Raw genomic sequence first — 19,866 nt, forward strand, 5'->3', positions numbered from 1 at the left:
AGGATGAGAAGCTTCGACCTCGAAGGTTTGACCCGGAGGGTGAGTCGCAAAGCGACGAAAAATCCTTCCCATTCCAGAGCTCCACTAGAAACTCAACCCTCTCATATCACTCCAGCGCCTCTATGCAGAGTACAGTTTTGCATGTTCCCCACGGGGGAGGATGAGAAGCTTCGACCTCGAAGGTTTGACCCGGAGGGTGAGTCGCAAAGCGACGAAAAATCCTTCCCATTCCAGAGCTCCACTAGAAACTCAACCATCTCATATCACTCCAGCGCCTCTATGCAGAGTACAGTTTTGCATGTTCCCCACGGGGGAGGATGAGAACCTTCGACCTCGAAGGTTTGACCCGGAGGGTGAGTCGCAAAGCGACGAAAAATCCTTCCCATTTCATAGCCCCAGAACGAATTACCTACTGCATGTCTCTTCAAGCCCTAACCTAACCCTGCCCTTACCAAAGACCTGTTCCTTGCCCCTTTCCCATCCGCCTAAAGAGGTTTTTAACCAGCCGTTTTTTTGCTACCATCCGAACCCTGTTTCCTTCGACATATGGTCAGCACAATGAAATTTGTTTCTTTTAATATCAATGGGCTGCGCGCCCGCCCGCATCAGCTTGCCGCCATCATTGAGCAGCATCAGCCAGACGTGATTGGCCTGCAGGAAACCAAAGTGCATGACGATATGTTCCCGTTGGAAGAAGTGTCTAAACTCGGTTATCACGTCTTCTATCACGGTCAGAAAGGCCACTATGGTGTCGCCCTGTTGACCAAAGCCGAGCCCCTTGCCGTGCGTCGTGGCTTCCCTGGCGATGATGAAGAAGCTCAGCGTCGTATGATTATGGCGGACATCGCTACGCCAATGGGCACGTTAACTGTGCTGAATGGCTACTTCCCGCAGGGTGAAAGCCGCGACCATCCCACCAAGTTCCCAGCTAAAGATAAGTTTTACCGCGATCTGCAAAGCTACCTCGAGAACGATCAAAAGCCGACCAATCCGGTGGTGATTATGGGCGACATGAACATCAGCTCAACTGATCTGGATATAGGCATTGGTGAAGACAGCCGCAAACGCTGGCTGCGCACCGGTAAATGTTCGTTCCTGCCGGAAGAGCGTGAATGGATGGATCGCCTGATGAGCTGGGGCCTGGTGGATACCTGGCGCGCAGAGAATGCGGAAGTTAACGATCGCTTCTCGTGGTTTGATTACCGTTCAAAAGGGTTTGATGACAATCGGGGGCTGCGTATCGATCTGGTGCTGGCGAGTCAGCCACTTGCTGAACGCTGTGTGGCAACCGGCATTGATTACGCTATTCGCGGGATGGAAAAACCTTCAGACCATGCGCCAATCTGGGCACAATTCAATCTGGAAGAAGCAAAGTAGTCACGCAGTGACACAGCTAAGCGGCCGCTAAGACAGAGGTCGTAAGACATAAATAGAAAAGAACCACAGAGAAACTGGCTGGCTTCTGTGGTTCTTATTTCAGAAAGGTTGGACGATAAGTTACTTGAGGGTTTTCCAGATCAGGTTATTTGTCCCGTAAGACTTCTCATCACGCGAGCACTGCAGTAACACCCCTTCCATTTTCACTACAGACCCTTCGGTATAGCTGCGGTTTTCATAAGTACAGCAAGTATTACAAGGCGGCTGATTGTTGTTCTGTCCTTGTGTCCAGACCTCTGGTGGCATATCGACCACCACATCAGCATTGGGGCTGCTAGTGTTGCTGTTCCCCTGATTGCCCTGATGGTTACCGTTATGATTACCGCCAGCGTTGCCGTGCCCGGTGCCAAGATTCCAGCCCTGACCTTCGGCATACAGTGAGCTGCTGACCAGCAACAGTCCTGTCAGCATGATTGCGCCTGTTAATTTCATCACTCAGTTTCCTTCGCTTTTGTCGCCTTGCGGCGCGGCTTTTTCGGTTCAGCCGCCGGAAGCCCACGGAACGCATGTGCAGCAGGTTGCTGCCGGGCCTGATAAATCAGATTATGCAGCGTTTCGACCAGGGGCAACATAAAGTCCTGATAGCGACACTGCTTTTCACTGATTTTAGTCAGCGTGGATTCCCAATGGGCGGTCATATCTGGACGCGCCGCCATTTCTGGCAGCGAGTGGATCAGCGCCCGCCCGGCGGGACTGGAGTGAATATAGCGCCCTTTCTTAAACAAAAAGGCTCGCTTGAACAGCAATTCAATAATCCCGGCGCGCGTGGCTTCTGTTCCTAAACCATCGGTCGCACGCAGTACTTTCTTTAGATCTTTATCCTGAACAAATCGCGCGATGCCCGTCATTGCTGAAAGCAAGGTCGCATCAGTGAACGGTCGCGGTGGTTGAGTTTGCTTCTCAACGACTTCGCCCCGTTCACATAACAACTCATCGCCTTTGGCAACCACAGGCAGCGGAGTACCGTCATTTTCCTCATCGCGCTCTTTGCTTCCCAGCAATGAACGCCAGCCGGCCTCAGCCAGGAAGCGGGCTTTGGCCACAAATTTGCCCCCGGCGATATCCAGTTCAATCACGCATTTGCGGTACACCGCATCGGGACAGAACTGCATCAGGTACTGCGTGGCAATAAGACGATAAATGGTGCTTTCGTTTTCAGTCAGCCTGACCTGAGAACTTCTGGCTGTCGGGACGATGGCATGGTGAGCATCGACCTTTTTGTCATCCCAGCAGCGGTTACGGCGATCGCTGTCAAAATCCGCAGGAGGTTTCAGGTCAGGTTGGTGTGCATTGATGGCATTGAGAACGGCGTGACGACCGGCAAAGTGCTCATCCGGCAGATAACGGCTGTCCGAGCGGGGATAGGTAATCAGCTTGTGGGTTTCATACAGCTTCTGGCAGGTATCCAGTACCGTTTGCGCACTCATCCCATAGCGCTTACCGGCTTCAATCTGCAAACTCGAGAGCGAAAACGGCAAAGGCGCAGTGTCGTTCTCTCTTTTATCGTTATAACTGGTGACATTGGCCGGTTGCCCACCAATCCTCGCCAACACATGGTCAGCCAGTGGACGGTGCAATAAGCGCCCTTCTTCATCCTGATAAGGCTCGCAAGAGTCGCTCGGCTGCCAGAGCGCAACAAAGCGTTCGTCTTTTGGCGTGACGATATGGGCTTTCACTTCGAAGAAGTCTTTCGCCACGAAGTTTTCAATTTCTTCATCACGGCGAACCACAAGACCCAGCACAGGAGTCTGTACGCGTCCTACAGACAACAAACCATCATAGCCTGCGTTGCGACCCAACAAAGTGTAGGCACGCGTCATGTTGATGCCATAGAGCCAGTCTGCCCTTGCTCTCGCCAGAGCAGACACACACAACGGGACAAATTCTTTATTCGCGCGCAGGCGGCCAACCGCACGCTCTACAGCGGATGGATTGAGATCGTTAATCAGGCAGCGCTGAACATTGGCGCGTTTTTCTGGCGGCAGCGACAGATAGTCCAACACTTCATCCACCAGCAGCTGACCTTCACGGTCCGGGTCACCTGCGTGCACCACTTCAGTAGCCTGCTCGAGCAAGCCCTTGATGACATTGAGCTGTTTGGCCACCGATGGACGGGGCTTTAGCTGCCATTTTTCCGGCACTATAGGCAAGTCAGCCAGCGACCAGCGGGCAAAACGGCTGTTATAGCTGTCTGGCTGAGCCTGTTCCAGAAGGTGACCTACGCACCAGGTGACCATCTGATCCTGGCCACAGGCAATAAAGCCATCGCCCCGGCGATGAGGCTTGGGTAAAACATCCGCAATGGCGCGGGCAAGACTGGGTTTTTCGGCAATAAACAAACGCATCCGGCAGTGACTTCCTTCAGGAAACTATTTCAATTAACGCACGTCCGGCAGTTGCCGGCAGCAGTTCCCCGATAGCAGTGAGGGTGATCCCCATCGCCCCGGCGCTTTCGATAACGATTTTTTCCGCTTCTGGTTTTACGGCTAACAGCAGGCCACCAGAGGTTTGCGGATCGCACAACAGTTTACGCTGTTCATCACTCATTGCGCCCAGTAAATGGCCGTAGCTGGCAAAATTACGATCTGTGCCGCCGGGCACGCAGCCCTGAGCAATGTATTCTGCCACGCCTGGCAAGGCCGGAACCTGATCAAACCAGACATTGGCCTGCAGACTGGAGCCTGTGCAAATTTCGCTAAGGTGCCCCATCAGGCCAAAACCGGTGACATCAGTCATCGCGGTCACGCCTTCGATTTCGGAGAAGCCCGCGCCAGCGTTATTCAGCTGGCACATGACTTTAGTGGCCAGCCCCTGATGTTCCGGTTTCAGTTTTGCGCGCTTTTCGGCGGTAGCCAGCACGCCAATGCCAAGCGGTTTAGTGAGGAAGAGTTTGCAGCCAGGCTGAGCAGAGCTGTTTTTCTTCACTTTATCAGGCGAAATTACCCCAGTAACGGCAAGACCAAAGATCGGCTCTGGGGCATCAATTGAGTGACCGCCAGCCAGCGAGATACCCGCGTCGGCGCAGACGCTGCGTCCCCCTTCAATCACTTTACGGGCAATTTCAGGCGCCAGCTTGTCCAGCGGCCAGCCGAGGATAGCAATCGCCATAATCGGCTTTCCGCCCATCGCGTAGATATCACTGATGGCATTGGTGGCGGCGATGCGGCCAAAATCGAAAGGATCGTCTACGATCGGCATAAAGAAGTCGGTGGTGCTGACGATCGCCGTTCCGTTACCCAGATCGTAGACCGCCGCATCATCGCGAGTTTCGTTACCCACCAGCAGATTGGGATCGCTGCGCAGCGGATGATCGCTGTGCAGTATGGTTTCCAACACGCTGGGTGAAATTTTACAGCCGCAGCCAGCACCATGGCTGTACTGCGTCAGGCGTATCGCGTTATCACTCATGGGCAACTTCCCTCCTGGTTTACCGGCATTATGGTAGCGCTTTCGTCCGACAGGAGTAAGCCTCAGCTTAGTGTTTCGGGACTGTTCGCTCATTATCCCGACAAAAATCAGGGCTGGCTATCACCCTGAAGGTTCAGAAGAGAGATGTCACTCAGAAATAACTAATAAACGGGGTTGTCTCTGGAGGAATGACAGTCGTGGAGGATTTTAATTGCGGCGTGCCGAGATAAAGGAAACCGACAATGACATCCTGGTCGCGGCAGTTGAATGCCTCACGCACGTCCTGATGCTCGGTCCAGGCTCCGCTGCGCCAGATGCCGTTAAAGCCCTGAGCGACGGCAGCCATCTGCATTGCCATCACCGCACAGCCCGCTGAAACAACTTGCTCCCAATGCGGGACTTTTGCGTTCTCTTCGCAATGTGCCACCACGGTGATGATCATCGGGGCACGGAATGGCGACTGTTTTGCTTTTTCGATCGCCTTTTCTTCCATCCGATCTTCGCGGGCGGCATTTTCCAGTAAGGCACTGAAACGCTCACGGCCTTCATTTTCAATGACGATAAAACGCCAGGGTTGCATTGTGCCGTGGTCAGGTGCCCGCATTCCTGCGCGCATAATGTTTTCCAGCGCTTCTCCGGCCGGTGCTGGCTCGCTTAAACGTGCCGCTGAACGGCGGTTAACCAGTAAATCCAGTGCGTCCATAATTCCTCCTGATAATGATTTTCATTTAGCTGAAACTAGCACAGGATGATGATTTGTTACAGCATTCCGCTTTTTCCTGCTGACAATTAGGCCCCTGCTATTTAGGATGTCAGCATTCCCACCCGGTTTGGGCCACTCCGCCCGCTGGCATCGCCCCTTTACCGGGCTTATTTATCGCGATTATGGAGTTGATATGCGCACTTTGTGGCGATTTATCGCTAAATTTTTCAAATGGACCTGGCGATTACTGAATTTCGTTCGGGAATTTATTCTCAACCTGTTCCTGGTGGTACTGATCCTGATCTGCGTTGGAATTTATTTCCAGTTCAGCGGATCTTCCACGCCTGTGGAACCGCAGAAAGGGGCGTTGATCGTAGATCTGAGTGGCGTGGTGGTTGATAAGCCTTCCGTCAGTAACAAGCTCAGCAAAATTGGTCGCCAGCTTCTGGGCTCCAGCAGCGACAAGCTGAAAGAGAACTCGCTGTTTGACGTAGTTGATGCGATACGCCAGGCAAAAGGCGATGCGAATATCACCGGTATGGTGTTAGATCTGCGTGACTTCGCGGGTGCCGATCAGCCGTCCCTGCAGTACATTGGCAAAGCGCTGCGCGAATTCCGTGACAGCGGCAAACAGATTTACGCCACCGGAGACAGCTACAGCCAGGCGCAATATTACCTCGCCAGCTTCGCCAACAAAATCTACCTTTCCCCGCAGGGTACCGTCGATTTGCATGGTTTTGCTACCAATGGCCTGTATTACAAATCGCTGTTGGATAAGCTGAAAGTCAGCTCACACGTGTTCCGTGTTGGCACCTATAAATCGGCAGTTGAGCCTTTCCTGCGCGACGATATGTCCCCTGCTGCGCGTGATGCTGACAGCCGCTGGATTGGTGAGCTGTGGCAGAACTACCTCAACACCGTTTCTGCTAACCGTCAGATTACCCCAGAACAGCTGTTCCCTGGCGCTCAGGGCGTGCTGGATGGTTTGCAGAAAGTCGGTGGCGATACGGCGGTCTATGCTAAAGACAGCAAACTGGTGGATGAACTGGCTTCCCGCTCGCTGGTCGATCAGCAATTGACCAAAGTCTTTGGCTGGGATAAGCAGGTAAAAGACTTCAAAGGCACCAGCATCTACGATTATCAGGTGAAGGATAACGGTTCAACGGAGGGCAACATTGCTGTCATTCTGGCCAACGGCGCCATTATGGATGGTGAAGAAACCGCTGGTAGCGTGGGTGGAGACACGACCGCCATGGAGATCCGCGAAGCACGCCTTGACCCTAAAATCAAAGCGATTGTCTTCCGCGTTAACAGCCCTGGCGGCAGCGTGACAGCCTCAGAAACCATCCGTGAAGAGCTGGCTGCCGCGAAAGAAGCCGGCAAACCAGTCGTTGTTTCAATGGGCGGCATGGCGGCTTCAGGAGGTTACTGGGTTTCTACGCCAGCTAACTACATCATCGCCAGCCCAAGCACCCTTACCGGTTCTATCGGTATCTTTGGCGTTATCAATACCGTTGAGAACACGCTGGATTCGATTGGTGTGCACACTGATGGCGTTTCCACTTCGCCGCTGGCTGATATCTCTACTACCAAGGCGTTACCGCCAGAAGTGCAGCAGATGATGCAGATGAGTATTGAGAACGGCTACAAGAACTTCCTTGGCCTGGTTGCCAAATCCCGTAACAAGACGCCAGAGCAGATCGACCAGATTGCTCAGGGCCACGTCTGGACAGGAACCGATGCCAAAGCCAACGGTCTGGTAGACGCGATGGGGGATTTTGACGATGCCGTAGCGAAAGCTGCCGAGCTGGCAAAATTGAAAGACGCCAGGCTTAACTGGTATCAGGATGCTCCCAACTTTATGGACTTGCTGTTCAGCCAGATGGACGTTTCTGCCCGTGCAGCGCTACCTGAAACGCTGAAGGCCTATCTGCCAGCCCCAATGGTCGACGTGATGGCTTCAATGAGAAACCAACCGGGTCTGTTTGATAACCTGAACGATCCGCAAAACCGCTACGCCATGTGTCTGACCTGTGCGCAGGTGAAATAAAACAGCCAGCCCGGCCATCTGGTCGGGCTGCTTTTCCTCTCCATTCCCCTTATACTTCGCCTTTTCGGCAAGCCTGAGTGAGTCATGCAAAAGAAATCTATTTACGTCGCCTACACTGGCGGAACCATTGGCATGCAGCGTTCCGAGCAGGGATTCATCCCCGTTTCCGGACATTTGCAGCAACAGCTGGCCAATATGCCAGAGTTCCATCGCGCCGAAATGCCCGATTTTACGATCCATGAGTATCAGCCGCTGATTGATTCGTCAGACATGACGCCGCTGGACTGGCAATCGATTGCGGACGACATCCGCACTCATTACGACCTCTATGATGGCTTCGTGATCCTGCATGGCACGGATACCATGGCGTTCACCGCTTCGGCGCTCTCTTTTATGTTAGAGAATCTGGCTAAACCGGTTATCGTGACAGGGTCACAAATCCCACTGGAACAGTTACGTTCCGATGGTCAGCAAAATCTGCTGAATGCGCTGTTCGTTGCAGCCAATTATCCGATCAATGAGGTGGCGCTGTTCTTCAACAACACGCTGTACCGTGGCAACCGCACCACCAAAGCCCATGCAGATGGTTTCAACGCTTTCGCTTCGCCTAATCTGCCTCCGCTGCTGGAAGCAGGGATCCATATTCGCCGCCTGAACACCCCACCTGCACCTACTGGTGATGGCGAGCTGATTGTGCATCCGATCACTCCGCAGCCAATTGGTGTGGTCACAATTTATCCGGGAATTTCTGCAGACGTGGTGAGTAACTTTCTGCTGCAGCCGGTGAAGGCGCTGATTTTGCGCTCTTACGGCGTTGGCAATGCACCACAAAACCCGGCTTTCCTGAAAGAGCTGAAAGAAGCTTCCGCCCGTGGCATTGTGGTGGTAAACCTGACGCAGTGTATGTCCGGTAAAGTGAATATGGGGGGTTACGCTACAGGCAACGCGCTGGCGCTGGCTGGCGTGGTGAGTGGCTATGATTTAACGGTGGAAGCGACGCTGACCAAGCTGCACTTCCTGCTAAGCCAGAACCTCTCAAGTGATGAGGTACGGCGACTGATGCAGGTCAATCTGCGCGGTGAACTGACTCCTGACGAGAAGTGATAAAAATGATGGCTACCCGGCAGGCTTTGCTTCTGATTGATTTACAGAATGACTTTTGCGGCGGTGGCGCGCTGGCAGTGAAGGAAGGTGAAGACACCGTAGCGATTGCCAATCTTTATGCTGCGGAGTTCAGCCAGCGTCAACAGCCGGTGATAGCCACCCTTGACTGGCATCCTGCCAGTCACGGCAGCTTTGCGTCGACTGCCGGGCAGCCAGCCTGGACTGAAGGCGAACTGGCAGGATTGCCTCAAGTCTGGTGGCCAGATCATTGTATCCAGCAGAGTTACGGTGCAGAGCTGCATCCTGCTCTTGAACAACGCTTTATCACTGACCGGGTTTACAAAGGCGAAGACCCGCAGATAGACAGCTACAGCGGGTTCTTTGATAACGGACATCGCAAGAAGACCAGGCTGGATTCCCTGTTAAAAGCACAAGGGGTCACCGCCTTAACGGTTATGGGGCTGGCTACAGATTACTGCGTCAAATACAGCGTGCTGGATGCCCTGACTTTGGGATACACGGTTACCGTGCTGTCCGCTGGCTGCAGAGGGGTAAATCTTGCAGCTAAAGACGCTGAGCGCGCTTTGGCGGAGATGGCGGCCAAAGGGGCCATCATTGTCTGAGCAAGGCAGGGAATGCAGTTGAAAGCGTTACAGGGGACTGGGATAAAAGCCCCTGTAACCGCAAATTATTCCTGCTGGAATAATTACTGGAGCTTGATGCGAGTGACGTGATCGTCAATGATGCCGAACTCGTCTTTCAGCTGTTTTTTGCTCTTCATCACCATCTCGCCGCCCTTCCCGACACTCATATGTTGCGGATTGTCGTTATGACGAGCCTGCCAGAGCATCACCAGCTGCAGGCTGTTCTCTTTCTGTTCGGGCGTAAGCGCCACGCCATCGGCCCATTTCCCGGTTTCAACGGCCGTAACCAGCCGCTGGTAGACTTCCGGGGTCATGGACGCAATCATCTCATCCAGTTCCATTGCCGTTATCCCTTAATGTTATTGCCATCTTCGTCGGAGAAACTTAATGACGCTGAGTTAACGCAATAGCGCTCGCCTGAAGGCTGCGGGCCATCCGGAAACACATGGCCCAGATGGGCATCACAGTTGCCGCAACGGATTTCAATGCGCTGCATACCGTGTGATTCATCTTCAATATATTTAATCGAATCATCATGATATGGCTGATAGAAACTTGGCCAGCCGCAGCCAGAATCATATTTTGATTCCGACAGGAACAGGGGCGAATTACACACGAGGCAGTGATAAATTCCTTCACCTTTGTTGTGTAACAACTTGCCTGAGAAAGGCGGTTCGGTGCCGCGCTGCTGGGTGACATAGCGCTGCATCTCGCTCAGGTCGGTCTCTGGGGTCAATTCGTTCGGGTCTTTAGCCATTTTAGGGGTCTCTGGCAGTGTGAATCTGAAAATATCGGCTAGTATTCTAACAAATACTTAACAACGTAAGGGCTTTTTTTCGTCTCAGGCGGAGTCTGAAAGTGATCCGAAGACGAAAATGTGACTTAGATCACCCTTTGAATTCATCACCCCTTTATATTCGGGCAAGACGACCCAACATGTAGCTTTAGTGGTGGTCAAGGAATGGGCTTTTTGACGAATATTCCTGTGCGAAGGTTTGATTTGTCTCAACTCTTGAAGCGATTCCGCTTGACGCCTGGTAAGGTTTTTGTAATTTTACAGCCAACCTTTTATTCACTAACAACAGCTGGTGGAATATATGACTATCAAAATTGGTATCAACGGTTTTGGCCGCATCGGTCGCATCGTTTTTCGTGCTGCTCAGCAGCGTTCTGATGTAGAAATCGTTGCTATCAACGATCTGCTGGACGCAGAGTACATGGCTTACATGCTGAAATATGACTCTACTCACGGTCGTTTCGACGGCACCGTAGAAGTGAAAGACGGCCAACTGGTTGTTAACGGCAAAACCATCCGTGTTACCGCTGAGCGTGATCCAGCTAACCTGAAATGGGGCGACGTGGGTGTTGATGTTGTTGCAGAAGCAACTGGTCTGTTCCTGACCGACGAAACTGCCCGTAAACACATCGCAGCAGGCGCGAAGAAAGTTGTGCTGACTGGTCCATCGAAAGATGACACCCCTATGTTCGTGATGGGCGTTAACCACAAATCTTACGCTGGCCAGGATATCGTTTCTAACGCATCTTGCACCACTAACTGCCTGGCACCACTGGCTAAAGTGATCAACGACAAGTTCGGTATCGTTGAAGCGCTGATGACCACTGTTCATGCCACTACCGCTACTCAGAAAACCGTTGATGGCCCGTCTCACAAAGACTGGCGCGGCGGCCGCGGCGCATCTCAGAACATCATCCCTTCTTCTACCGGTGCGGCTAAAGCTGTAGGTAAAGTGATCCCTGAGCTGAACGGCAAACTGACTGGTATGGCGTTCCGCGTTCCTACCCCTAACGTTTCCGTAGTTGACCTGACTGCACGTCTGGCTAAGCCTGCTTCTTACAAAGAAATTTGTGCAGCAATCAAAGAAGCCGCTGAAGGCGAAATGAAAGGCGTTCTGGGCTACACCGAAGACGAAGTGGTTTCTACCGATTTCAACGGTGAAACGCTGACTTCTATCTTCGATGCGAAAGCCGGTATCGCACTGAGCGACACTTTCGTGAAACTGGTTTCCTGGTACGATAACGAAACTGGTTACTCCAACAAGGTCCTGGACCTGGTTGCTCACATCGCTAAATAAGCGACGTGTACTGATGATGAGGGCGACTACGGTCGCCCTTTTTTTTTCGCTGAAGGTAAGGAATGCAGATGAACGAAAAGATTTTTTCGCTTCCCGTTATTGAACAGATAACACCGTATATTTCCCAGCGCAAAATCGGCGATTTGCCCGTAGTGGTGATCGTTCATCCCAAAGTCCGCGCGGCCGTCACATTACAAGGTGCCCAGCTGATTGCCTGGCAACCTGCTGACGAGAAGCCGGTCATCTGGCTGAGTGAGAAAACCGCATGGACAGCCGGGAAAGCAATTCGTGGCGGCGTGCCAATCTGTTGGCCATGGTTCGGCCCTGCGGGTGAACCTGCTCACGGTTTTGCTCGCTCTCTGCCGTGGACGCTTTCAGCGCACGATGAGAATGACGAGAGCGTGATGCTGACGCTGGTGCTGGAGAGCAACGAACAGACTAAAAAGCTGTGGCCACATGACTTCACGCTGTTCGCCCGTTTCCGCTTTGCAGACCGTTGTGAGATTGAACTGGAAGCGCACGGTGATTTTGAAGCTACCGCCGCCCTGCACAGCTATTTCTGCGTGGCAGACATCGACGGAGTGGAAGTTAGTGGGTTAGGCACCAGCTTTATCGATAAAGTCGCTAACGGCACTGAAGGCACTTCAGCGGATGGGAAGCAAACCTATCCAGACCGGGTTGACCGCATCCACACGCATCCCGAAGATTGCAGCATCATCAACGATAAAGCCGGTAAACGAGTGATTGAAGTCTATCATCACCACCATAGTGACGTTGTCACCTGGAACCCAGGGCCGGAACTTTCCTGCAGTATGGGAGATATGGCTAACGAAGGGTACAAGACGATGGTGTGTGTTGAGACGGCACATATTTCGCAGCCGATGATAAGCGCAGGGGAATCCCCTTCCCGCCTGGCGGCAACGTTACGGATTCGTAAGAGTAGCTGATAATCTGTGCAGGCTATGCCGGGGGAAATCAGTGTCTCCCCTGGCGTTGTTCAGACCACATCCAACGGCATTTTTTCTGTTGGCGGTGGGAAAGCCTGATTGATCAGTGCCAACTCTTCGCTGGTTAAAGTCACATCAAGCGCAGCGGCATTCTCAGCAACATGTGCAACAGAACTCGCTTTGGGTATCGCCATGACGCCCTCTTTGCGGATCACCCATGCCAGCAGTACCTGAGCCACGCTGATGCCCTTTTGTTGTGCAATCGCTTCAAGCACGGGATGCGTCAGCAGTTCATGCCGCAGACGTCCTGCCTGCGCCAGCGGACAGTAGGCCATAACCGGAATCTGTTGCTGCTGGCAGTCAGGGAGTAAATCGTATTCGATCCCTCTGGAGGCAAGATGGTACAAAACCTGATTTGCCGCACAGGCCGCACCGCCTTCCTCTGACAACAATTCGCTAAGGTCATCGCTGTCAAAATTTGAAACGCCCCAGCGAAGAATTTTGCCTTCATCCTGCAGAGACTCCATTGCACGAAGAGTTTCTTCCAGCGGCACATTGCCCCGCCAGTGCAGCAGATAGAGATCAAGGTAATCGGTCTTTAAACGCCTCAGACTTCTTTCACAGGCCTCTACCGCATCTTCACGACCGGCATTCCAGGGATAAACCTTTGACACCAGCCAGGCACTTTCCCTTCGACCTTGTAGCGCTTCGCCAACCACTTCCTCTGCCCCGCCTTCTGCGTACATCTCTGCGGTGTCGATAACCTTCAGTCCAAGCTCCAGTCCGGCCTGTAATGCCGCCACCTCTTGTTTGCGTTGGCTGACATTTTCGCCCATAAACCAGGTTCCCTGACCAATAGCCGGTAAAGGGGGATGACCTGAAAAGATAATGGATTTGCTCATTGGAGGCTCCTGCACGTTTTTTGGTCCCCACAATCGTGCAAAAGGGCGCAAAGCGCCCTTATTTAGTGCAACAGGTGAGGGTCAGAAGGTGTAACTGATTCCGGTCCAAAGAGTGACCTGAGAATTGTTGTCCACCATCGGGCTGTCTTTCACTTCATCACTAAGACGGGTGTAGCGACCGGACAAGGTGGCATTCCAGCTCTGGTTGATGCTGTAAGCCGCAGTCAGTTCCAGATACGGGTTCCAGCTCCCTTCTGCTTCATAGCTGTTCAGCCCGCTGCGACGCGATTCGCTCTTGGAGACACCATAATAGTAGTCATTCTGATTATCGCTGCTGTAAATCGCACCGATGCCCGGCGTCAGGCTCAGCGCGCCCATCTGGAACTTATAAAGGTAGGTCAGATCCCAGAGGAAGCCATCACTGTTGTCCAGCATATCGCCAGCCAGCACCGTACGCACAATGCCCCACTCCGCCGTGTGACGATATGTCACACCGCCCATCAGGGTCATATGACGTTTATCCAGCGCTTTCAGACGCTTGTCTTTAGTGTCATCCGGATCAAAGTTCTGCGGGGAACCGAGGATAGTCAGGGAAAGCTGATTCTGCTGGTCTTTCCACAGGTAGTAACCTGCTGTCAGACTGCGGATATAGAAGCTGTCACCTTCATAGTTAACGATCGGGAAAGGGTAATAACGGCCTTCGCCACCTTTATACGGGCTTTGGCTGTAAATCACCGAGGCACCAAGGGTTAACGGGTTGGCATTCGCCGTAAAGGCGGTAAAAGAACAAGGTAAAAGCACAGCAAGCGCGCTAACTTTGAAATAGTTCACAATTAATTCATTCCATAAATATAACAATCAAGTGGCTAGTTTAACAGTCAACCGGGTTTTGGTTAAAAATTTACACGTTCTGTAGCACGTAGAATCAATTTTGCGATGAGGGGACTCTCCCTGAGGGTTTTGGCTTATTTACAAAATTCTGTTAACCCGCATCCTGCAAGGTTATCGCTATCCCGGTTTCTGACTTTGTTATTGAAATCTCATCGAAAATAACTTGAGGTTCAGGAAATTTCTTAAATGCCAACTACGCTTTATTGAAAGAAGCTGAGTTTTACCGAGAAGAGTACCCCTGAGTTTTGTGTAACCCGATAAAAAAACGTCAGGTTGGCATAAGGGTTGCTGTACTCAATGATTAAGTTCCTTCAGGGGCTAACCTCACTTAGGCTCCTGGTACCTGTGCTAAAAAAGAAAGGACGGGCATCGCTATGAATATATTCGATCACTATCGTCAGCGTTACGAAGCTGCCAAGGACGAAGAGTTCACACTGCAGGAATTTCTTACCGTTTGTCGGCAGGATCGCAGTGCATACGTAAACGCGGCAGAAAGACTATTAATGGCTATTGGTGAGCCACAAATGGTGGATACTGCTCAGGAGCCACGCCTTTCCCGCCTGTTCTCTAACCGTGTCATTGCGCGTTACCCTGCTTTCGAAGAGTTTTACGGTATGGAAGAGGCGATTGAACAAATCGTTTCTTACCTGAAACATGCCGCTCAGGGGCTTGAGGAGAAGAAACAGATCCTCTATCTGCTGGGTCCGGTAGGTGGCGGTAAATCCTCACTGGCAGAGCGACTCAAATCGCTTATGCAGCGAGTGCCTATTTATGTCCTGAGTGCTGATGGCGAGCGCAGCCCGGTAAACGACCATCCACTCTGTCTTTTTAACCCACAGGAAGATGCCAATATTCTTGAGAAGGAATATGGTGTTCCTCGTCGCTACCTTGGCACCATCATGTCGCCTTGGGCAGCAAAACGCCTGAATGATTTTGGCGGGGATATTTCACGCTTTAAAGTGGTGAAAGTCTGGCCTTCTATTCTGGAACAGTTGGCCATTGCCAAAACGGAACCGGGCGATGAGAACAATCAGGATATCTCCGCGCTGGTCGGTAAAGTGGATATCCGCAAGCTGGAAAATCATGCGCAGAACGATCCTGATGCCTACGGTTACTCAGGCGCACTGTGCCGGGCCAACCAGGGGATCATGGAGTTCGTAGAGATGTTTAAAGCACCGATTAAAGTGCTGCATCCTCTGCTGACCGCCACACAGGAAGGTAACTATAACGGGACTGAGGGGATTTCAGCCCTGCCGTTTAACGGGATTATCCTTGCTCACTCGAACGAATCTGAGTGGGTCACCTTCCGTAATAACAAAAACAACGAAGCGTTCCTTGACCGTGTGTATATCGTCAAGGTGCCTTACTGCCTGCGGGTCTCTGAAGAGATCAAGATCTACACCAAACTGCTTGACCACAGTGAGCTGACTCATGCTCCTTGCGCGCCGGGCACGTTGGAAACCTTAGCCCGCTTCTCCATTCTTTCGCGTTTGAAAGAGCCAGAGAACTCGAGCACCTACTCTAAAATGCGGGTGTATGATGGCGAAAGCCTGAAAGATACCGATCCTAAGGCCAAGTCTTATCAGGAGTACCGTGATTACGCCGGTGTGGACGAGGGGATGAACGGTCTTTCGACCCGTTTTGCCTTTAAAATCCTCTCACGCGTGTTCAACTTCGATCATGCCGAGGTGGCAGCTAACCCGGTGCACCTGTTCTACGTACTGGAACAGCAGATTGAACGTGAGCAGTTCCCACAGGAGCAGTCAGAGAAGCTTCTTGAGCACCTGAAAGGCTACCTGATCCCGAAATATGCTGAGTTTATCGGCAAAGAGATCCAGACGGCTTATCTGGAATCCTACTCTGAGTACGGACAGAACATTTTCGATCGTTATGTCACCTACGCAGATTTCTGGATCCAGGATCAGGAATACCGTGACCCGGACACCGGCCAGCTATTCGATCGAGAATCGCTGAATGCGGAACTGGAAAAAATCGAAAAACCAGCAGGGATCAGTAATCCTAAAGACTTCCGTAATGAGATCGTCAACTTTGTGCTGCGTGCCCGTGCCCATAACAGTGGCCGCAACCCGAACTGGACCAGTTATGAAAAACTGCGGACGGTGATTGAGAAGAAAATGTTCTCTAATACCGAAGAGCTGTTGCCGGTCATTTCCTTTAACGCTAAAACGTCCACGGATGAACAGAAAAAACACGATGATTTCGTTGATCGCATGATGGAAAAAGGATACACCCGCAAACAGGTTCGCCTGCTGTGCGAATGGTATCTGCGAGTCAGAAAATCATCCTGATAGTTGCCTGAGAAGTCTTCTTAAGGGGTCGGGGAAACCCGACCCAGCTTGCAACGATGTTTGGGGGAGTTATGGCCTATTTTATCGATCGGCGTCTTAACGGCAAAAACAAGAGCGCGGTGAATCGTCAGCGTTTCTTGCGCCGCTATAAGTCGCAAATAAAACAGTCGATCTCCGAGGCCATCAATAAGCGTTCGGTTACTGACGTTGAAAGCGGCGAATCCGTCTCTATTCCCATTGATGACATTAACGAACCAAGTTTCCATCAGGGTCGCGGCGGCCAGCGCCACCGTGTTCACCCGGGTAACGATCATTTTGTGCAGAACGACCGTGTCGAGCGCCCTCAGGGTGGCGGCGGTGGCGGCGGAAGTGGTCAGGGTAATGCCAGCCAGGACGGTGAAGGCTCAGACGAATTTGTCTTTAACATTTCTAAAGATGAATATCTCGACCTGCTGTTTGAAGACCTGGCGCTGCCGAATCTGAAAAAAAATCAGCATCGTCAGCTTAATGAATACAAAGTGCACCGCGCTGGCTATACCGCTAACGGCGTGCCGGCCAACATCAGCGTAGTGAAGTCGCTGCAAAACTCGTTGGCTCGCCGCACCGCGATGACCGCGGGTAAACGTCGGATGCTTGGGGAACTGGAAACAGCGCTCAAGGAGATCGAGAACGCCGAACCAGCGCAACTGCTGGAAGAAGATCGTCTGCGTAAAGAGATTACTGAACTGCGTGCTCGTATTAAACGCGTGCCGTTTATCGACACCTTCGATTTACGCTACAAAAACTTTGAGAAACGTCCTGAGCCTTCCAGTCAGGCAGTGATGTTCTGTCTGATGGACGTTTCCGGCTCCATGGATCAAGCCACCAAAGATATGGCGAAGCGCTTCTACATTTTGCTGTATCTGTTCCTGAGCCGGACTTACAAGAATGTCGATGTGGTTTATATCCGTCACCATACTCAGGCGAAAGAGGTTGATGAACAGGAGTTCTTCTACTCGCAGGAGACTGGCGGCACTATCGTTTCCAGCGCTTTGAAGCTGATGGATGAAGTCGTGAAGGAGCGTTACGATCCGGCACAATGGAACATCTACGCGGCGCAGGCTTCCGATGGTGACAACTGGGCAGATGACTCGCCTCTTTGTCATGAGATCCTTGCCAAAAATATCCTGCCAGTGGTGCGTTATTACAGCTACATTGAGATTACCAGGCGCGCTCACCAGACTTTGTGGCGCGAGTATGAACATCTGCAGGCGATGTTCGATAACTTCGCCATTCAACACATTCGTGAGCCAGAAGATATCTATCCCGTCTTCCGTGAACTGTTCCATAAGCAGGCTGAAGAGAACTACTGATCCCCTTGGCCTTTCGCCTAAGCCAGTAAGACCTTTACTGGCTTAACTCACTATGCCTACCGTAAGTGTGTTAAAATCCCCCCTTGCCCGACATTTTTCAATCAATCCTGCAAATAACCCACATTTCATGCGCACTGAACGGCATTTGCCCCCCTTTCTTTTGCGTTATTCTCTATTATTAAGAAAAATGTCCACACGGGGTAAACGAAATGCACCGACGTTTTGACATTCACCAGGTTATTATAACAGACTGTTAAAGAAAGCCTTTACCACCTACAGGAGAGTGCCCCCTTGGAAGCCAGCGCAATTTACAGTTTGTTTATCATCGGTTCCGTGCTGGTTGCTGCGAGTATTTTGCTGAGTTCCTTCTCTTCAAAGCTTGGTATTCCAATTTTGGTCATTTTCCTTGCGCTGGGCATGCTGGCTGGCGTTGACGGTATCGGTGGCATTGTCTTCAATAACTACCCCGCCGCTTATCTGATCAGTAACCTGGCGTTGGCCGTTATCCTGCTTGATGGCGGGATGCGAACCCAGGCCAGCTCATTCAAAGTCGCGTTAGGCCCGGCGTTATCGCTGGCGACTATCGGCGTATTGATTACCGCCGGGCTGACAGGTATGGCTGCGGCCTGGTTGTTTAACCTGAATATGATTGATGGCTTCCTGGTCGGTGCCATTATTGGCTCCACCGATGCGGCGGCAGTGTTCTCTCTGCTGGGCGGTAAAGGCCTTAACGAACGTGTCAGCGCCACGCTGGAAATCGAATCTGGCAGTAACGACCCAATGGCCGTGTTCCTGACCATTACCCTCATTGAAATGATCCAGCAGGGCCGTACGGGCATTGACTGGATGTTTGTCGTCCATCTTATTCAACAATTTGGCCTGGGCATTGTGCTGGGGCTGGGCGGCGGTTTGGCACTGCAACAGCTGATAAACCGCATTTCGCTTGCCAGCGGCCTCTATCCTTTGCTGGCTGTCAGTGGCGGCATCCTGGTCTTTGCCCTGACAACCGTGCTGGAAGGTAGCGGCATCCTGGCCGTGTACCTTTGTGGCTTCCTGTTGGGTAACCGTCCGATTCGCAACCGTCACGGTATTTTGCAAACCTTTGACGGCATGGCCTGGCTGAGCCAGATTGGCATGTTTTTGGTGTTGGGACTGCTGGTCAATCCTAAAGACCTGTGGAACATTGCCCTGCCAGCGATGATGCTTTCGGCCTGGCTGATCCTATTTGCCCGCCCTCTGTCGGTCTATATTGGCCTGTTGCCGTTCCGGGGCTTCAGTACTCGCGAGCGATTTTTCATCAGCTGGGTGGGTCTGCGCGGAGCAGTTCCGATCATCCTTGCCGTATTCCCGATGATGGCTGGATTGCCGAATGCCCCCCTGTTCTTCAATATCGCATTCTTTGTGGTGCTGGTTTCCCTGATGGTGCAGGGAACCTCTCTGGGCTTTGCCGCCCGTAAGGCAAGAGTGATTATTCCTCCTACGGCTTCGCCAATTTCCCGCGTGGGTCTGGATATTCATCCAGAAAATCCCTGGGAGCAGTTTGTCTATCAACTGGGTGCGGACAAATGGTGCGTAGGCGCCGCTCTGCGCGATCTTAAGATGCCAAGGGAAACCCGAATTGCCGCTCTGTTTCGCGATAATCTTCTGCTCCATCCAACCGGTAATACCCGCCTGCGTGAAGGCGATGTGCTGTGCATCATTGGCCGTGAAAAGGACCTGCCGGAGTTAGGCAAACTGTTCAGCCAGTCGCCACCGGTTTCACTCGATCAACGTTTCTTCGGCGACTTTATCCTTCAGGCTGATGCCCGACTGCATGATGTCTCTGAAATCTATGGTATCGATCTGGACGAAGAGACTAACGTACAGCAGACGCTGGGCCATCTTATTGCTGGCATGATTGGTGGCGCACCGGTAGTGGGTGACCAGGTGGAATGGAAAAACATGATCTGGACCGTGGCAGAGAAAGAGGCCAACGAGATTGTGAAGATTGGTGTGAGAGTCGCTGAAGAGAAAGAGTAACGGCTGA

17 protein-coding genes and 2 other RNA genes are annotated in these 19,866 nt (G+C 52.1%); 11 read left to right on the forward strand and 8 right to left on the reverse strand.

Going from position 1 to position 19,866, the window contains the following annotated elements:
- Positions 1-139 precede the first annotated feature (139 nt).
- The 3 genes from WCC56_RS08085 (at position 140) to xthA (ending at position 1,377) form a co-directional block, all read left to right on the forward strand.
- A non-coding RNA gene (locus WCC56_RS08085) (RtT sRNA) lies at positions 140-236 on the forward strand.
- Between the two features lie 60 nt (positions 237-296).
- A non-coding RNA gene (locus WCC56_RS08090) (RtT sRNA) lies at positions 297-393 on the forward strand.
- Between the two features lie 165 nt (positions 394-558).
- The gene (gene xthA / locus WCC56_RS08095; protein WP_424691882.1) at positions 559-1,377 is read left to right on the forward strand and encodes an exodeoxyribonuclease III; all 819 of its coding nucleotides are present in this window, start codon (positions 559-561) and stop codon (positions 1,375-1,377) included.
- Positions 1,378-1,497: 120 nt separating this feature from the next.
- On the opposite strand, the gene WCC56_RS08100 is transcribed toward xthA, so the two are convergent.
- The 4 genes from WCC56_RS08100 to WCC56_RS08115 all read right to left on the reverse strand — a co-directional run bounded on the left by WCC56_RS08100 (position 1,498) and on the right by WCC56_RS08115 (position 5,548).
- A complete protein-coding gene (locus tag WCC56_RS08100; protein ID WP_424691911.1) occupies positions 1,498-1,869 on the reverse strand; it encodes a DUF1496 domain-containing protein in 372 nt (123 codons plus the stop codon).
- On the reverse strand, positions 1,869-3,782 hold the full coding sequence (locus WCC56_RS08105) for a DNA topoisomerase III (protein WP_424691883.1): 1,914 nt from the start codon (positions 3,780-3,782) through the stop codon (positions 1,869-1,871). The genes WCC56_RS08100 and WCC56_RS08105 overlap by 1 nt, the downstream gene beginning before the upstream one ends.
- Before the next feature lie 16 nt (positions 3,783-3,798).
- Positions 3,799-4,845 (reverse strand): selenide, water dikinase SelD, encoded by a 1,047-nt coding sequence (selD, locus tag WCC56_RS08110; protein ID WP_424691884.1) that lies wholly within the window; start codon positions 4,843-4,845, stop codon positions 3,799-3,801.
- A gap of 151 nt (positions 4,846-4,996) precedes the next feature.
- The gene (locus WCC56_RS08115) at positions 4,997-5,548 is read right to left on the reverse strand and encodes an NAD(P)H nitroreductase (RefSeq protein WP_424691885.1); all 552 of its coding nucleotides are present in this window, start codon (positions 5,546-5,548) and stop codon (positions 4,997-4,999) included.
- A 193-nt stretch (positions 5,549-5,741) separates the two neighbouring features.
- Between WCC56_RS08115 and sppA the strand changes: the two genes are divergently transcribed.
- The 3 genes from sppA (at position 5,742) to pncA (ending at position 9,325) form a co-directional block, all read left to right on the forward strand.
- Positions 5,742-7,598: a signal peptide peptidase SppA gene (gene sppA / locus WCC56_RS08120; protein ID WP_424691886.1), complete on the forward strand. Its 1,857-nt coding sequence runs from the start codon at positions 5,742-5,744 to the stop codon at positions 7,596-7,598.
- Between the two features lie 84 nt (positions 7,599-7,682).
- A complete protein-coding gene (gene ansA, locus WCC56_RS08125) occupies positions 7,683-8,702 on the forward strand; it encodes an asparaginase (protein ID WP_424691887.1) in 1,020 nt (339 codons plus the stop codon).
- An 8-nt stretch (positions 8,703-8,710) separates the two neighbouring features.
- Complete coding sequence (gene pncA / locus WCC56_RS08130; RefSeq protein ID WP_424691912.1) at positions 8,711-9,325, forward strand: bifunctional nicotinamidase/pyrazinamidase; 615 nt, start codon at positions 8,711-8,713, stop codon at positions 9,323-9,325.
- A gap of 83 nt (positions 9,326-9,408) precedes the next feature.
- Here the strand turns inward: pncA and WCC56_RS08135 are convergent, their stop codons facing one another.
- Together WCC56_RS08135 and msrB are read right to left on the reverse strand one after the other, a co-directional pair.
- A complete protein-coding gene (locus WCC56_RS08135; RefSeq protein WP_424691888.1) occupies positions 9,409-9,687 on the reverse strand; it encodes a YeaC family protein in 279 nt (92 codons plus the stop codon).
- A 5-nt stretch (positions 9,688-9,692) separates the two neighbouring features.
- Entirely contained in the window at positions 9,693-10,103 is a 411-nt protein-coding gene (gene msrB, locus WCC56_RS08140) for a peptide-methionine (R)-S-oxide reductase MsrB (RefSeq protein ID WP_424691889.1), read from the reverse strand.
- Between the two features lie 340 nt (positions 10,104-10,443).
- Here msrB and gapA point away from each other — a divergent pair, with 340 nt between their 5' ends.
- Both gapA and WCC56_RS08150 read left to right on the forward strand, forming a co-directional pair.
- Positions 10,444-11,439: a glyceraldehyde-3-phosphate dehydrogenase gene (gapA, locus tag WCC56_RS08145; RefSeq protein ID WP_424691890.1), complete on the forward strand. Its 996-nt coding sequence runs from the start codon at positions 10,444-10,446 to the stop codon at positions 11,437-11,439.
- 68 nt (positions 11,440-11,507) lie between these two features.
- A complete protein-coding gene (locus WCC56_RS08150) occupies positions 11,508-12,386 on the forward strand; it encodes a D-hexose-6-phosphate mutarotase (protein WP_424691891.1) in 879 nt (292 codons plus the stop codon).
- 50 nt (positions 12,387-12,436) lie between these two features.
- Here WCC56_RS08150 and WCC56_RS08155 read toward each other — a convergent pair whose 3' ends face one another.
- Positions 12,437-13,288 (reverse strand): aldo/keto reductase, encoded by an 852-nt coding sequence (locus tag WCC56_RS08155; RefSeq protein ID WP_424691892.1) that lies wholly within the window; start codon positions 13,286-13,288, stop codon positions 12,437-12,439.
- Positions 13,289-13,369: 81 nt separating this feature from the next.
- Positions 13,370-14,119, reverse strand: coding sequence for a MipA/OmpV family protein (locus tag WCC56_RS08160; protein ID WP_424691893.1), 750 nt, complete (start codon positions 14,117-14,119; stop codon positions 13,370-13,372).
- A gap of 434 nt (positions 14,120-14,553) precedes the next feature.
- Here WCC56_RS08160 and yeaG point away from each other — a divergent pair, with 434 nt between their 5' ends.
- The 3 genes from yeaG (at position 14,554) to WCC56_RS08175 (ending at position 19,859) form a co-directional block, all read left to right on the forward strand.
- Positions 14,554-16,488 (forward strand): protein kinase YeaG, encoded by a 1,935-nt coding sequence (yeaG, locus tag WCC56_RS08165; RefSeq protein ID WP_013202443.1) that lies wholly within the window; start codon positions 14,554-14,556, stop codon positions 16,486-16,488.
- 71 nt (positions 16,489-16,559) lie between these two features.
- Positions 16,560-17,840 (forward strand): YeaH/YhbH family protein, encoded by a 1,281-nt coding sequence (locus tag WCC56_RS08170; RefSeq protein ID WP_424691894.1) that lies wholly within the window; start codon positions 16,560-16,562, stop codon positions 17,838-17,840.
- A 291-nt stretch (positions 17,841-18,131) separates the two neighbouring features.
- Entirely contained in the window at positions 18,132-19,859 is a 1,728-nt protein-coding gene (locus tag WCC56_RS08175; protein WP_424691895.1) for a potassium/proton antiporter, read from the forward strand.
- Positions 19,860-19,866 lie beyond the last annotated feature (7 nt).

It is taken from the genome of Erwinia sp., assembly GCF_049696395.1.
Classification (GTDB): domain Bacteria; phylum Pseudomonadota; class Gammaproteobacteria; order Enterobacterales; family Enterobacteriaceae; genus Erwinia.

What these genes read in the sequence shown, in the direction of transcription:
- yeaG (WP_013202443.1), top strand. Translation starts at nt 14,554, where the DNA reads ATGAATATATTCGATCACTATCGTCAGCGTTACGAAGCTGCCAAGGAC.
- WCC56_RS08105 (WP_424691883.1), bottom strand. Translation starts at nt 3,782, where the DNA reads ATGCGTTTGTTTATTGCCGAAAAACCCAGTCTTGCCCGCGCCATTGCG.
- WCC56_RS08135 (WP_424691888.1), bottom strand. Translation starts at nt 9,687, where the DNA reads ATGGAACTGGATGAGATGATTGCGTCCATGACCCCGGAAGTCTACCAG.
- selD (WP_424691884.1), bottom strand. Translation starts at nt 4,845, where the DNA reads ATGAGTGATAACGCGATACGCCTGACGCAGTACAGCCATGGTGCTGGC.
- WCC56_RS08115 (WP_424691885.1), bottom strand. Translation starts at nt 5,548, where the DNA reads ATGGACGCACTGGATTTACTGGTTAACCGCCGTTCAGCGGCACGTTTA.
- WCC56_RS08150 (WP_424691891.1), top strand. Translation starts at nt 11,508, where the DNA reads ATGAACGAAAAGATTTTTTCGCTTCCCGTTATTGAACAGATAACACCG.
- pncA (WP_424691912.1), top strand. Translation starts at nt 8,711, where the DNA reads ATGGCTACCCGGCAGGCTTTGCTTCTGATTGATTTACAGAATGACTTT.
- WCC56_RS08170 (WP_424691894.1), top strand. Translation starts at nt 16,560, where the DNA reads ATGGCCTATTTTATCGATCGGCGTCTTAACGGCAAAAACAAGAGCGCG.
- xthA (WP_424691882.1), top strand. Translation starts at nt 559, where the DNA reads ATGAAATTTGTTTCTTTTAATATCAATGGGCTGCGCGCCCGCCCGCAT.
- WCC56_RS08100 (WP_424691911.1), bottom strand. Translation starts at nt 1,869, where the DNA reads ATGAAATTAACAGGCGCAATCATGCTGACAGGACTGTTGCTGGTCAGC.
- msrB (WP_424691889.1), bottom strand. Translation starts at nt 10,103, where the DNA reads ATGGCTAAAGACCCGAACGAATTGACCCCAGAGACCGACCTGAGCGAG.
- WCC56_RS08155 (WP_424691892.1), bottom strand. Translation starts at nt 13,288, where the DNA reads ATGAGCAAATCCATTATCTTTTCAGGTCATCCCCCTTTACCGGCTATT.
- ansA (WP_424691887.1), top strand. Translation starts at nt 7,683, where the DNA reads ATGCAAAAGAAATCTATTTACGTCGCCTACACTGGCGGAACCATTGGC.
- sppA (WP_424691886.1), top strand. Translation starts at nt 5,742, where the DNA reads ATGCGCACTTTGTGGCGATTTATCGCTAAATTTTTCAAATGGACCTGG.
- gapA (WP_424691890.1), top strand. Translation starts at nt 10,444, where the DNA reads ATGACTATCAAAATTGGTATCAACGGTTTTGGCCGCATCGGTCGCATC.